Consider the following 13691-nt stretch of genomic DNA (forward strand, 5'->3'; position numbering starts at 1 on the left):
GCCGATTCGTCCCGCCCGATCCGCTGATGCACCTTCCTTGGGGCCCCAGCCCCTCTATTCTCACCGGACCCCAACGCACTGCGGAGGCAGGGCGAGGGGTCCCTCTGCTCCCCAAGAGCGCGGGGGAGCGGTGGGCTCGGTGAGGAGGGCGCGATGCGGGGACTTCCGGCGGCCGCGCGAGGGTATATCGGCTGCGCCGCGCTGGCCGCGGCGCTGTGTGCCGCCCCGGCGCCACGGCTCGGCGCCGGCGCCCCCTGGAGCAGCACGCTGGCCCTGGCGACCCTGTACGCACTGTGCGAACAGTTGCCCCGCTGCCCGGTGGTGGGCGGCCGGATACCGTACGGCGCGGGTTTCGCAGGGGCGCCCGGGGCGCTTGTCGCAGGCTGGGCCAGCCCCGTCCTGCTCGCCGGGGTCTTTCTGCTGCCGCCGCCCCTGGCCGCACTGGCCGCCGTCCCCGGAGCGCTGACCGGTCCGGCGAAGGCGCGCTCGGCCGTCGCCCGCAGGCTCTGGCACGCCGCCGAGGCGGCACTGGCCTGCTGCGCGGCCGCCCAGGTCTTCCGGGCCGTCGGCCACCACCCGCTGTCCGCACCGCAGTTCCCCGTTCTGCTGCTGCCGGCCGCGGCCGCCGCCACCACCTTCTGCGCGGTGCTCGTGGCGCTCGACGGCGGCGTGCTGGTCGCCGCCGAGCGGCGCCCGCTGCGTACCGCCTGGCGCGGGGCGCTCTCCCGTTCGCTGGGGCCGCATCTGGTGCACGGCCTGGCCGGGCTGATGATGGCGGTCCTGTGGCGCAGCTCGTACGGGCCGACGGCGGCACTGCTGGTGCTGTTGCCGATGTGCCTGTCCTGCTGGGTCTTCGCCCAGTACCACCGGGAACGCACCGCCCATCAGGCCACCATCCGCGCCCTCGTCCAGGCCGTGGACATCAAGGACCGCTACACCCGCGGGCACAGCGAGCGGGTCGGGCGTGCCTCGGTGATGATCGCCCGGGAGCTGGGCATGACGGAGGACCGGGTGGAGGTATTGCGGTTCGCCGGGATCCTGCACGACGTCGGCAAACTCGGCGTCCCCACCCGGCTGTTGCGCAAGGACGGACCGCTGACGCCGCAGGAGCGCCGGGTCATCGAGCTGCATCCCGAGTACGGGCACGAGATCGTGCGGGGGATCGGCTTCCTGGGGGAGGCGCGGGCGGCGATCCTGCACCACCACGAGCGGCTGGACGGGCGCGGCTATCCCTACGGGCTGATGGGGCATCACATCCCGGAATGCGCCCGGGTGGTGGCGGTCGCGGACGCCTTCGACGCGATGACCTCGACCCGCTCCTACCGCCGGGCCCGGCCGGTGCCGGCGGCCGTGGCGGAGCTGCGCAAGTGCGCCGGGGCCCAGTTCGACCCGCGGATGGTCCGGGCGCTGGCGGCGTCGCTCGACCGGTACGGCTGGCACCCGGACCTGGTGACGGCGGCGGACACGGAGCCCGGTGCGGTGCGGGAGGGGCCGGGAGCCGGCGGCCCGCCGGGAGCCGGTGCGGCGCAAGGGGGCGGTGCGGTGGAGGGAGCAGGTGCGTTGCCGGGAGCGGGTGCGATGCCGGGAGCCGGCGTGACGCCGGGAGCGGCCACGGTGCAGGGGCCCGGGGAGCCGGGCGCCGGGGAGCAGGGCCCCGGCGGGCAGCGGCCGGCCCGGCGGTCCGAGCCGCGCCCCGAAGAGGCCGGCCGGAAGGGCGCGCGATGAGCGGCGCCCCGGAGCGGACCCGGCCGCCCCTGCCGCCCTGGCCGTCCGGGAGCCGGGCGCCGGACGGCCGCGCCACCCGCCCCGGGGCGCCTGCCGCACGGGGCGGCGCCGTGATCGCCGCCGTCTACGCCCCGGCCGGCGTGCTGGCGTGCTGGTCGCTCGGCCGCACGCTCTGGGAGGGCCTGGCCGAGCCCGGGATCGCGCTGGCCTTCGGGCTGCTGATAGCGGTGGGCGAGCTGGTGGGCCGGGGCGCCCGGCCGGCGGCCGGGGGGCGGGGGCCGGGAGAGCGGGAGGGCGCCCCGCTCGGCGCGGCCGGCGCCCTCGCGTACGCACTGCTCGGTGAGGCCGGCGGACGGCCGACGACCCATGGCGTACCGCAGATCGTGGCCGTGGTCCTGGCGGCCGGTCTGGTCGGACTCGTCCCGCAGGTCGCCCGCGGCCGGGGACCGGCGCTCGACCATCTCGCCCGCCGCATGCTGACCATCGGGTTCGCCGCCACCTGCTTCCAGCCCCTCTACAACACCGGGACCCTGAGCAGCTGGGTGGCCTCAGGACCGGTCTACCCGCTGTTCCTGACCGGCCTGATGGCGCTGACCGCGCTGTGCGACGCGGTGCTGGCGGCCGCACTGTCCCGCGCCCGTACCGGCTGGCCGTACGGGCCGCTGCTGCGCGACGAGTTGCGGGCGCTGCCCGGCATCGGCTCGGCGATCTGCGCCACCGGAGTGGTGATCTCGCTGGCCACCGCGGTCGCCGGCCTCTGGGCGCTGCCGGTCTTCTGCCTGCCGCTGCTGCTGACCCAGTTCGCCTTCCGCCGGTTCGCGGCCGTGCGCACCACCTACCGCCAGACCATCGCCTCGCTGGCCCGCTCCACCGAGATCGCCGGCTACACCCCGCACGGCCACGCCCGCCGGGTGGCCGCGCTCAGCCGCGCCGTGGGCCGTGAACTCGGGCTGAACGCACCGGACCTGGACGTGCTCGAATACGCGGCGCTGATGCATGACATCGGGCAGCTCTCGCTCCTCGACCCGGTGCCGGACGGCGCCACCGCGCCGCTGCCGCCCGCCCAGCAGCGCCGGATCGCGCTGCTGGGCGGCGCCGTGGTCCGGCAGACCGGGGTCCCCGCGGAGGTCGCGGTGATCGTCGAGCGGCAGGCCGATCCGTACCGGGACCAGCCGGTCACGGCGCGTATCGTCCGCACGGTCAACGCCTACGACGATCTGTCGGGGGAGTCGGCGGGGCCGGGCGGCTCGCTGCGCGCCCTGGAGCGGCTGCGGCTGGCCACCGCGCAGGACCACGAGCCCCGGGTCGTCGAGGCGCTGGCCAGGGTCCTGGCGTGCGGCGGCCGCGCGGTGTGAGATGTCGGTGCGTGCGTGCGGTGCGGGGCGGCAGTGCGAGGCGGCGGCGTGCGAGGTGGCGGCGTGCGAGGGCGGTGTGAGATGGCCGACTCCTCGCGCGGTGCGGGACCGGCGGTGCCCGGTCGTCCGGCGTACGCCACCCCGTCCCGGATCTGTATGCACCGGTAAGGCAGGAAACGGTCCCCGGCCGGTCAGCAGCCGCCTCGGGGGGCCGTCTCGCCGTTCCCGGCCCGCATTGCCGCCGCCCGGCCTTCACGGAGCGCCGGATGTCACGGAACCCATGGGTAATGAGCGCCCTCCGAGATGGGCATGGTTGGATGCGAAGGAAGCCCCTTTCAGGGGGTTCAGGGGGTCGGCGAAGGGCAAGGAGCCGCAGGGGGACCAGCAAACCGGGCTGAGCCCCACGGCAATCTGTGGCAGGTTGTCGAGTGGGCCCCTCAAACGGCCCCGGACGCCGCTCGGCACCCCACCGCAGTGGCACCAAGAGCAACCAGCAGGCGGGAATCGTGAGGATCTTCGGCAAGGTACGGCATCGGCCCTCCGCCTCGTGGCGGCAGGCGACCGACCGCGCTTTCACGCTGATCGGCGACGGCCGTTACGAGGACGCGGGGGCGCTGTTGACCCGCGCCGCGGACATGGAGCCGTGGCTGTCCGAGTCCTGGTTCAACCTCGCCCTGCTGCACAAGTTCCGCCACGACTGGGACCAGGCCAGGGCCGCCGGTCTGCGCGCGGTCGCGCTGCTGGACCGTGAGGCCGGGGCGCCCGACTGGTGGAACGTCGGCATCGCCGCCACCGCCCTGCAGGACTGGCCGCTGGCCCGCCGGGCCTGGCAGGCCTACGGCCTCAAGGTCCCCGGTGAGGGCTCGCCGTCCGGCGAACCGCTCGGTATGGCCCTGGGCAGCGCCGCCGTCCGTCTCTCCCCGGAGGGCGAGGCCGAGGTGGTCTGGGGCCGCCGGCTGGACCCGGCCCGTATCGAGGTGCTCTCCATCCCGCTGCCGTCCTCCGGGCGGCGCTGGGGCGAGGTGGTGCTGCACGACGGCGTCCCGCACGGCGAACGGACCATTGCGTCGGGCGCCGACGGTGCCACCCGGGCCTATCCGGTCTTCGACGAGATCGAGCTGTGGGCGCCCTCCCCGGTCCCCACCTGGGTGGTGCTCCTGGAGGCCGCCACGGAGGCCGACCGGGACGCCCTGGAGCGGCTGGCGGCCGATGCGGGCTTCGCCGCCGAGGATTGGTCGTCGTCGGTCCGGCTGCTGTGCCGTACGTGCTCGGAGAGCCGGATGCCCAGCGACGAGGGCGACGGCGAGCATCTGGACCCGCACGACCACAGTGAACCGGGCCACCCCGGGCCGCTGGGACACCGCACGGCGGGCTCGGGCTCGCTGTGGGTTCCGGAGCGCGAGTGCGGTATCGCGGCGCCGTCCGCCCTGGTGCGCGGTCTGCTGGACGGCTGGGTCGCGGACAGCCCGGACACCCGTGAGTGGCGGGATCTGGAAGAGGTCTGCTGAGAGCCGGGGCGCGCCCCCGTAGGCTGTAGGGCGACTACTCAGGGTTTTCAGGAAGGCGTACGGCGGAGATGGCCCAGCAGCCTGTTTTTGATCAAGACGGTGACCAGCGCGTGGACGAAGCATTCATCGATGACGTCACGGACGCGGAGGAGCGGGAGACCGCCCACCGTGAGCGCGGCACCTCGCGGCCGATCACGGTCGTCGGCAACCCCGTGCTCCACAAGGAGTGCAAGGACGTCACGGAGTTCGACGACCGGCTTGCTCAGCTCATCGACGACATGTTCGCCAGCCAGCGCACCGCCGAAGGCGTGGGCCTGGCCGCGAACCAGATCGGTGTGGACCTGAAGGTCTTCGTCTACGACTGCCCCGACGACCAGGGCGTCCGGCACGTCGGCGCGATCTGCAACCCGGTCCTGGACGAGCTGCCCGCCGAGCGCCGGATCCTGGACGACTCCAACGAGGGCTGCCTGTCCGTTCCCGGCGCCTACGCCTCGCTGGCCCGCCCCGACTACGCCGTGGTCCGCGGTCAGGACGCCAAGGGCGAGCCGGTCGCGATCGAGGGCACCGGCTTCTTCGCGCGCTGCCTGCAGCACGAGACCGATCACCTCTACGGCTACCTCTACATCGACCGGCTCAGCAAGCGGGACCGCAAGGACGCGCTGAAGCAGATGGCCGAGCTGGAGCCGCGCTACCCCGTCGTCGCCAACGACTGACGCGAGCGGGCGCCCGGCCGGCGGCCGGGCGCCCGGACGACGGGAACCCCGTTCACGAGCCCTGCTGGTAGGCGCTCCAGACCTTCGGCGGGAGGGACGTCCCCAGCCCGGTGCCGGACCCGCCGACGCCCTGCATCGGCAGCAGCTCGGGCGCGCCGGGCTTGTTGCGGAACATGGTGACGGCGGTGGTCGGTTCGTTTCCGGCATCGGCGCGGGGCGCCGGGTCGGGGCGGACACCGCCCCCCTTCTCCGGTCCGGCCCCGGGCACGGAACCGAGGTCCGGGCCGGCGCCCGAGGGGCTGCCGATGAACCACGCGGACTTCATCCGGTCGCCCGGCTCCGTGCGGCCGGCCGCGACGGCCTGCTGGGATGCGGTGTCCGGCTGTCCCATGGTGCGCCGGCCGACTTCCTCCAGTGCGGTGGACACCTGCTGGGCGACCCCGGCGTCGAGGACCTGTACGGGCTCGCGGCGGTGCACGCCGGGCACGTTCTTGCCGTTGTGGGTCATCCGGGTCACCGCGTAGGGGTCGGTGTGCAGCCCGCCGTTGGCGAAGGTGGTGTAGGCGCTCGCCATCCGTATCGCGCTGGGGGCCGAGGTGCCCAGCGGGAAGGTCTGCTCCAGAGGGGCCATGCTCTCCTTGCGCAGGCCCGCCTCCACCGCGAGATCCCGGATCCGTTCCAGCCCGAGCTGCTGCCCGGCCTGGACGAACGGCGGGCTCTGGGCCTTCATCAGTGCACCCATCAGGTTCCCGAACCCGATCTTTCGCCGGTCCGCCGCCTGTTCCGCGGTGTCCGGGGAGTCGTCGTCCGGCCGCTGGAGCGCGGTCGCCAGCACGAACGGCTTGAAGGCGGAGCCGGCCGGGACCGCCGTGGTGTCCGCGTTGTTGCTGAAGTGCCGGGTGGCGTCCGCGCCGCCGTAGAGGGCGACGATCGCCCCGTCCTTGGGGAGTACGGAGGCCGCGCCGAATTCCACATAGTTGTCGGCCGCGCGCTTTTTGGGATCGATGGTGTCCCGGCGGACGTCCTTCACGGCCTTTTCCAGCCGGTGGGTGCGCTCTTTGTCGAAGGTGGTGTGAATGCGGTAGCCGCCGCGAGCCAGTTCCTTGTCGGTCAGGCCGGTGTCGGCCTTGATGAACTTATTGGCGACATCGACGAGATAGCCGGTCTGGCCGGCCTGGCTGGTGGGTTTGGACAGCCCCCGGGGTTCCGGGAAGGTGCGGTACTTCGCCCGCTCCTCCTGGCTCATCCTCCCGGTGGTGACCTGGCGGTCGAGTATCCACTTCCACCGGGCCACCGCCCGCCGGTGATTGGCGTCGCTCAGCCCCGGATCGTACTGTTCCGACCCCTTCAGCAAGGCCGCCAGCACGGCACCCTGACTGGGATTCAGGTCCTTGGCGTCAATGCCGTAATACGCATGGGAGGCGGCCTGGATACCGTACGAACCACGTCCGAACCAGCTGGTGTTGAGATAGCCGCGCAGAATCTCCTGCTTGGACTTCTGGTTGCTCACCTTCAGCGAGATGATGAGTTCCTTCACCTTGCGGGTGAGGGTCTGGTCCTGTGAGAGATAGGTGTTCTTCACATACTGCTGGGTGATGGTGGAGCCGCCCTGGGTCTCCTCGCCGGAGACCATGTTGACCACCGCGCGGCCGATGCCCTGGACGGAAACACCGGCATCGCTGTAGAAGGTGGCGTTCTCCGCCGCGATCACGGAATTCTCGACGGAGTCGGGCACCTTGTCGAGGGTGACGTTCTGCCGGTTGACGGCGCCGACGCTCACCATCTGGCTGCCGTCCGCCCAGTAGTAGACGGAGGCCTCCTGGCCGGCGAGCGCGTTCTCACTCGGTATGCCGACCTGTGCGTACACCACGGCGAACAGGCCCGCCAGACCACCCACGCAGAGCGTGACGGCGCTCAGCCACTGCCGCCATGACGGCAGCCAACGCCGCAGACCTTCCCGTCCCTGACGCGGATAGTCGATGAACCGGCGACGCCCCTTCATGCCCTTCATGCCCGAGTAGATGTGGCGGCCCCGGCTCCGGTTGCCGGGGTAACAGAACGCTCACAAACGGCGGGTGGGCGGGGCGAAGGGGCGTCGCGGTACGTCTTCCAGAAATCGTGCGAGCCGTCTAGAAGTCGTCGTCGAAGGAGACCGAACCCTCGACGGCAACCTGGTAGGCGGACGCCCGGCGCTCGAAGAAGTTGGTCAGCTCCTGGACGTTCTGCAGCTCCATGAAGGAGAACGGGTTCTGTGAGCCGTAGACCGGTGCGAAGCCGAGCCGCTGCAGCCGCTGGTCGGCGACGCACTGGAGGTATTCGCGCATCGAGTCGGTGTTCATGCCCGGCAGGCCCTCACCGCACAGGTCGCGGCCGAACTGCAGCTCCGCCTCGACGGCCTCCTTGAGCATCTCGGTGACCTGCTGCTCCAGCTTGTCGTCGAAGAGGTCGGGCTCCTCCTCGCGGACGGTGTCCACGACCGAGAACGCGAACTCCATGTGCATGGACTCGTCGCGGAAGACCCAGTTGGTGCCGGTGGCCAGGCCGTGCAGCAGGCCCCGCGAGCGGAACCAGTACACGTACGCGAAGGCGCCGTAGAAGAACAGCCCCTCGATGCAGGCCGCGAAGCAGATCAGGTTCAGCAGGAAGCGGCGCCGGTCGGCCTTGTCCTCCAGCCGGTCGATCTTCTCGACCGAGTCCATCCACCGGAAGCAGAACTGCGCCTTCTCCCGGATGGAGGGGATGTTCTCCACGGCCGCGAAGGCGGCGGCGCGGTCGTCCGGGTCGGGGAGGTAGGTGTCCAGCAGCGTCAAGTAGAACTGGACGTGCACGGCCTCCTCGAAGAGCTGCCGGCTCAGGTACAGCCGCGCCTCGGGGGAGTTGATGTGCTTGTAGAGCGTCAGCACGAGATTGTTGGCGACGATTGAGTCACCGGTCGCGAAGAACGCGACCAGCCGGCCGATCATGTGCTGCTCACCCGGCGAGAGCTTGGCGAGGTCGGCGACGTCGGAGTGGAGGTCGACCTCCTCCACGGTCCAGGTGTTCTTGATCGCGTCGCGGTAGCGGTCGTAGAACTCCGGGTACCGCATGGGGCGCAGCGTCAGCTCGAAGCCAGGGTCCAGGAGGTTCTTGGTGCCGGTGGTGCCGGTGGTGGCGGTGTGGGCGGCAGCGTTCGTCTCGGGTGCGGTGGTCATTACTGGCAGGCCTCGCAGGACTCGGGGTTTTCCAGGGAGCAGGCGACCGCCTCGGGGTCGGTGGCCTGCTGCGGTACGGGGGCGGGGGCGGCGGCCGCGGTGCCGCGTGCCGACTGGGCGATCCGGGTCGCCGGCCGCGACCGCAGGTAGTACGTCGTCTTGATGCCGCGCTTCCAGGCGTAGGCGTACATCGAGCTGAGCTTGCCGATGGTCGGCGACGCCATGAAGAGGTTCAGCGACTGGCTCTGGTCGAGGTAGGGCGTACGGGCGGCGGCCATGTCGATCAGGGCGCGCTGCGGGATCTCCCAGGCGGTGCGGTACAGCGCCCGGATCTCCTCGGGGATCCACGCGACGTCCTGCACCGAGCCGTTGGCCTCGCGCAGTGCGTCCCGGGTCCGGGCGTCCCACAGCCCCAGCGCCTTGAGCTCTTCGATCAGGTAGGCATTGACCTGCAGGAACTCACCCGACAGCGTCTCGCGCTTGAAGAGGTTGGAGACCTGCGGCTCGATGCACTCGTACACGCCCGCGATGGAGGCGATGGTCGCGGTCGGCGCGATCGCCAGCAGCAGGGAGTTGCGCATGCCGGTGGCCGCGATACGGGTGCGCAGCGCCGCCCAGCGGTCCGCCCAGCGCGGCTCGGCGTTGGGGTAGTGGTCGGGGTGCAGCACACCGCGGGCGGTGCGGGTCGCGGACCAGGCCGGGTGCGGGCCGTGCCGCTCGGCGAGGTCGGCGGACGCCTCGTAGGCGGCGAGCATGATCCGCTCGGAGATCCGGGTCGACAGGTCCCGCGCCTCGGGCGAGTCGAAGGGCAGCCGCAGCCGGAAGAACACGTCCTGCAGGCCCATCAGGCCCAGACCGACCGGGCGCCAGCGGGAGTTGGAGGTCCCGGCCTGCTCGGTCGGGTAGAAGTTGATGTCCACGACACGGTCGAGGAAGGTGACGGCGGTGCGGACGGTGGCGTCCAGCCGCTCCCAGTCCATCTCGCCGTGCTCACCCAGGTGGGCGGCGAGGTTGACCGACCCCAGGTTGCAGACCGCGGTCTCCCCGTCGTTGGTCACCTCCAGGATCTCGGTGCACAGGTTGGAGGAGTGCACGACCTGGCCGGGCTCGGCGGTCTGGTTGGCGGTGCGGTTGGCGGCGTCCTTGAACGTCATCCAGCCGTTGCCGGTCTGCGCCAGGGTGCGCATCATCCGGGAGTACAGCACCCGGGCGGGGATCTGCTTGAGCGCCCGGCCCTCGGCCTCCAGCTTGCGGTAGGCGGCGTCGAAGTCGTCGCCCCACAGGTCCACCAGCTCGGGGGCGTCCGAGGGCGAGAACAGCGACCAGTCGGCGTCCGCCTCCACCCGGCGCATGAACTCGTCCGGGATCCAGTGCGCGATGTTCAGGTTGTGGGTGCGGCGGGCCTCCTCACCGGTGTTGTCGCGCAGCTCCAGGAACTCCTCGATGTCCGCGTGCCAGGTCTCCAGGTAGACGCAGGCGGCGCCCTTGCGCCGGCCGCCCTGGTTCACGGCCGCGACCGAGGCGTCCAGGGTGCGCAGGAACGGCACGATGCCGTTGGAGTGCCCGTTGGTGCCGCGGATCAGTGAACCGCGGGCGCGGATGCGGGAGTACGACAGGCCGATGCCGCCCGCGTGCTTCGAGAGCCGCGCGACCTGGTGGTACCGGTCGTAGATCGAGTCCAGCTCGTCCAGCGGCGAGTCCAGCAGGTAGCAGGACGACATCTGCGGGTGGCGGGTGCCGGAGTTGAACAGGGTGGGGGAGGAGGGGAGGTAGGACAGCGAGCTGGTGAGGCGGTAGAGCTCGGCGACGTCGTCCAGGGCGCGGTCGCTGTGGTCCTCCGCGAGGCCGCAGGCCACCCGCAGCAGGAAGTGCTGGGGGGTCTCGATGACCTGACGGGTGGTCGGGTGGCGCAGGAGGTAGCGCGAGTGCAGGGTGCGCAGCCCGAAGTAGCCGAACCGGTCGTCGGCACCGTCGGCCAGCGCCCGCTCGACCAGCGCGTCCAGACGGGCCGCATGGCTGCGGACGAACTCCGCGGTTTCGTCGGCGATCAGGCCCTCGCGGTGGCCGACCTCGACGGAGGCGGAGAAGGCGACCGCCCCCTGTCCGGCCGCCTCCTGCGCGATGGCGAGGGTGAGCAGACGCGCGGCGAGCTTGGAGTACTGCGGCTCGTCACCGATCAGACCGGCCGCTGCATCGATGGCCAGCGCCCGCAGTTCGGCCTCGCCCGCGCCCGGGTGCCGGCCGCGCAGGGCGGCGGCGGCCACCTTGCCGGGGTCGGTCGCGGTCAGGTCCTCGGTCAGCTCGGTCAGGGTGCGCAGCAGAGCGACGCCCGGACCGTCCTCGCCTGCTCCGTCGCCGGAAGAACCGGCAGGCGTGGCCACCACGGGCGGCACGACCTCGGCGTCTGACGCGGGCTCCGTTGGCGCGATGGTCACGTGATGCTCTCCCTCACTCGGCGGGGGCCGGGAGGGGAGGGACGCGAAGGGCGCACGCGGGCATGCGGCACCCCGAAAGCGTCAGGGGTGCGCGGGCACACCGCGCGGCGTCCATCGGCCCAACCCTCGGGGCCCGGACGTTTCGACACCCGCACCCATGGCGGTGCGGACGTACCATCGGCAGGTCCTCGGACTACACGAGCGCACGCCGGAGCCGGTGTCCGGCCGGTCGAGCGCGCTCCCACACCGTTGCGGGACAGTTCCGGATTCGCACCGGATTCCCCTGCGGCGACAGCGAGGACGAGCATACATGTGGTGGTGGCCCCTCAGCGGCACCCCCACATCTAGTGTGTCGTGAGTGATCACACAGTGTCTGTCAGTGGCCTCAGCTATCGTCGGAGGCGCGTTCCTGTTCCGTCCCGTGGAAGAAGGAGAAGGCCTCATGACCGCGCTCGCCGACCGTCCGCACATCACGACGACGGACTTCGAAGAGGCTGCCCGGATATTCGCTCGATTGGAGCTCGGCGCACGTCTGGAACTCATCGACGGGAAGGTCAGGAGCAAGCCCATGCCGGACGCGGATCACGCGCTGATCATCGAATGGCTAACGCGTATCTGCATCCAGTCGCGCCCCGAGCTGTGGCTCTACCCGGACCAGGGAATCAAGGTGCAGCCCTACCGGCGCGGCAGGGCCCGTCCGGACGGGGCACTCGCCCCCAGCGGCGTCATCGGCGGACAGGGTGAATGGGTGAACCCCGATCCGGTGTTGATGGCCGTCGAGGTCACCTCCCACGACTCGGACACCGACCAGCGTGACCGGGTGGAGAAGCCTCGTGCGTATGCGGAAACCGGCATTCCGATCTACCTGTTGATCGATCGCGATAGTTGTGAGGTTTCGGTCTACAGCGAGCCGAATGGCGCCCGGTACGAGATCGTCCATACCGTGCCGTACGGCAAGTCCCTCCGCCTCCCCGACCCCGTCGGCATCACCCTCGACACCGAGCAGCTGAAGAACTGGGTGAACTGAACGGCGAACGGGCAACGGGCCGCCGTGCCCCGGAGGGAGCGCGACGGCCCGTTGCCGGAAGGCAGGTGGTTCAGTGCCCCGCAGGAGCCCCCGCCGTGGCCGGCGGCAGTTCGACGGTGACACCCTTGTCGCCGGCGTCCGCGGTGTAGTCGGCGGGACTGGTCTCGTCGATGCCGTCAGGGGCCTTGGCGGCCTTCAGGGCGAAGGTCAGGACGACCGTGACCACGACGTTCAGCACGAAGGCGGTCAGGCCGATGTAGCCGATTTCGCCGATACCGGGGATCTCCGCGCTGGAGCCGCCGAAGTGCTTCTGGGTCGGGCTGGCCACGCCGTAGGCGGCGAGCGTGCCGTAGAGCATGCCGACCGCCCAGCCGGTCAGCAGCGCCCAGCGGTGGAACCAGCGGGTGAACAGCCCGCCGACCAGCGACGGCATGGTCTGCAGGATCCAGATGCCGCCCAGCAGCTGGAAGTTGATCGCCACGGTCTTGTCCATGGTGAGGACGAAGACCAGCGCGCCCACCTTCACCAGCAGCGAGACCAGCTTGGCGACCTTGTGCTCCTGCTCGGGCGTGGCGCCGGGCTTGAGGAAGTCCTTGTAGACGTTGCGGGTGAACAGGTTGGCCGCGGCGATGGACATGATGGCCGCGGGCACCAGCGCGCCGATGCCGATCGCGGCGAACGCCACGCCGGTGAACCAGCTCGGGAACATGTCCTCGAAGAGCTGCGGGATGGCCAGCTGCGGGTTGCCCTGGATGTCCGTGCCGGCCTTGACCGCCATGAAGCCGAGCAGCGCCAGCAGGCCCAGCATCAGGGAGTACAGCGGCAGGATGGTGGTGTTGCGCCGGATCACGTTGCGGCTGCGCGAGGACAGCGTCGCGGTGATCGAGTGCGGGTACATGAAGAGCGCCAGGGCCGAGCCGAGTGCCAATGTCGCATACGCCCACTGGGCGTTGGGGCCGCTGATCAGCTCGCCGCGCGGTTTGCCGGGGACCGGTCCTGGCTGGGCGAGCGCCTTGCCGGCCGAGTCGAAGATCGCGTCGAAGCCGCCGAGCTTGATCGGGATGTAGATGATTGCCACGGCGATGACGAGGTAGATCAGCCCGTCCTTGACGAATGCGATCAGGGCCGGCGCCCGCAGGCCCGAGGAGTAGGTGTACGCGGCCAGCACGGCGAACGCGATCAGCAGCGGCAGGTCCTTGACGAACCAGTTGGTGTTCTCGCCGCCGCCGATGCCCATCACGTCCAGGACGGCCTGGATGCCGACCAGTTGGAGGGCGATGTACGGCATCGTGGCCAGGATGCCGGTGAGCGCCACGGCCAGCGACAGGCCCTTGGAGCCGAAGCGGCCGCGCACGAAGTCGGAGGTGGTGACGTAGCCGTGCTTGTGCGAGACCGACCACAGACGGGGGAGGAAGGTGAAGATGAGGGGGTAGACCAGGATCGTGTACGGGACGGCGAAGAAGCCGGACGCCCCCGCCGCGTAGATCGCCGCCGGGACGGCCACGAAGGTGTACGCGGTGTAGAGGTCGCCGCCCAGCAGGAACCACGTCACCCAGGTGCCGAAACTGCGGCCGCCCAGCCCCCATTCGTCGAGGTTGGCGGACTGCTCGGCCTTGCGCCAGCGGGCGGCCAGGAATCCCATGACCGTCACGGCCAGGAAGAAGAAGACGAAGACGGCGAGTGCCACGCCGTCGATGCCCTTGGAGGAAGCGGCAAGAGCCTGGGAGGCGCCCGTCG

General features: G+C 71.2%; 9 protein-coding genes and 1 riboswitch. Of the genes, 5 read left to right on the forward strand and 4 right to left on the reverse strand.

The annotated features are described in order from the left end of the window. Nucleotides 1-153: 153 nt before the first annotated feature. The 4 genes from ACGFR7_RS06410 (at nucleotide 154) to def (ending at nucleotide 5301) form a co-directional block, all read left to right on the forward strand. The gene (locus ACGFR7_RS06410; protein ID WP_393313743.1) at nucleotides 154-1725 is read left to right on the forward strand and encodes an HD-GYP domain-containing protein; all 1572 of its coding nucleotides are present in this window, start codon (nucleotides 154-156) and stop codon (nucleotides 1723-1725) included. Then, nucleotides 1722-3080, forward strand: coding sequence for an HD-GYP domain-containing protein (locus tag ACGFR7_RS06415; RefSeq protein WP_393313746.1), 1359 nt, complete (start codon nucleotides 1722-1724; stop codon nucleotides 3078-3080). Before ACGFR7_RS06410 ends, ACGFR7_RS06415 begins: the two co-directional genes overlap by 4 nt. A 506-nt stretch (nucleotides 3081-3586) precedes the next feature. Continuing rightward, on the forward strand, nucleotides 3587-4588 hold the full coding sequence (locus tag ACGFR7_RS06420; RefSeq protein ID WP_129294260.1) for a hypothetical protein: 1002 nt from the start codon (nucleotides 3587-3589) through the stop codon (nucleotides 4586-4588). 68 nt (nucleotides 4589-4656) lie between these two features. Then, nucleotides 4657-5301 carry a peptide deformylase gene (gene def, locus ACGFR7_RS06425; RefSeq protein ID WP_129294259.1) on the forward strand — a complete coding sequence of 215 codons (645 nt, stop codon included), beginning with the start codon at nucleotides 4657-4659 and terminating at the stop codon, nucleotides 5299-5301. A 52-nt stretch (nucleotides 5302-5353) separates the two neighbouring features. Here the strand turns inward: def and ACGFR7_RS06430 are convergent, their stop codons facing one another. From ACGFR7_RS06430 to ACGFR7_RS06440, 3 genes are all read right to left on the reverse strand, one after another. Then, nucleotides 5354-7312: a transglycosylase domain-containing protein gene (locus ACGFR7_RS06430; protein ID WP_393313750.1), complete on the reverse strand. Its 1959-nt coding sequence runs from the start codon at nucleotides 7310-7312 to the stop codon at nucleotides 5354-5356. 118 nt (nucleotides 7313-7430) lie between these two features. After that, the gene (locus ACGFR7_RS06435; protein ID WP_393313753.1) at nucleotides 7431-8492 is read right to left on the reverse strand and encodes a ribonucleotide-diphosphate reductase subunit beta; all 1062 of its coding nucleotides are present in this window, start codon (nucleotides 8490-8492) and stop codon (nucleotides 7431-7433) included. Then, complete coding sequence (locus tag ACGFR7_RS06440) at nucleotides 8492-10927, reverse strand: ribonucleoside-diphosphate reductase subunit alpha (RefSeq protein WP_393313756.1); 2436 nt, start codon at nucleotides 10925-10927, stop codon at nucleotides 8492-8494. The genes ACGFR7_RS06435 and ACGFR7_RS06440 overlap by 1 nt, the downstream gene beginning before the upstream one ends. Nucleotides 10928-11110: 183 nt before the next feature. Beyond that, a riboswitch (cobalamin riboswitch) is annotated at nucleotides 11111-11210 on the reverse strand. A gap of 159 nt (nucleotides 11211-11369) precedes the next feature. Here ACGFR7_RS06440 and ACGFR7_RS06445 point away from each other — a divergent pair. Continuing rightward, a complete protein-coding gene (locus tag ACGFR7_RS06445) occupies nucleotides 11370-11954 on the forward strand; it encodes a Uma2 family endonuclease (protein ID WP_393313759.1) in 585 nt (194 codons plus the stop codon). 70 nt (nucleotides 11955-12024) lie between these two features. Here the strand turns inward: ACGFR7_RS06445 and mctP are convergent, their stop codons facing one another. Continuing rightward, the gene (gene mctP, locus ACGFR7_RS06450; RefSeq protein WP_393314231.1) at nucleotides 12025-13650 is read right to left on the reverse strand and encodes a monocarboxylate uptake permease MctP; all 1626 of its coding nucleotides are present in this window, start codon (nucleotides 13648-13650) and stop codon (nucleotides 12025-12027) included. Nucleotides 13651-13691: the final 41 nt, after the last annotated feature.

Origin of the sequence: Streptomyces sp. NPDC048516 (assembly GCF_043199875.1) — a bacterium.
Classification (GTDB): Bacteria; Actinomycetota; Actinomycetes; order Streptomycetales; family Streptomycetaceae; genus Streptomyces.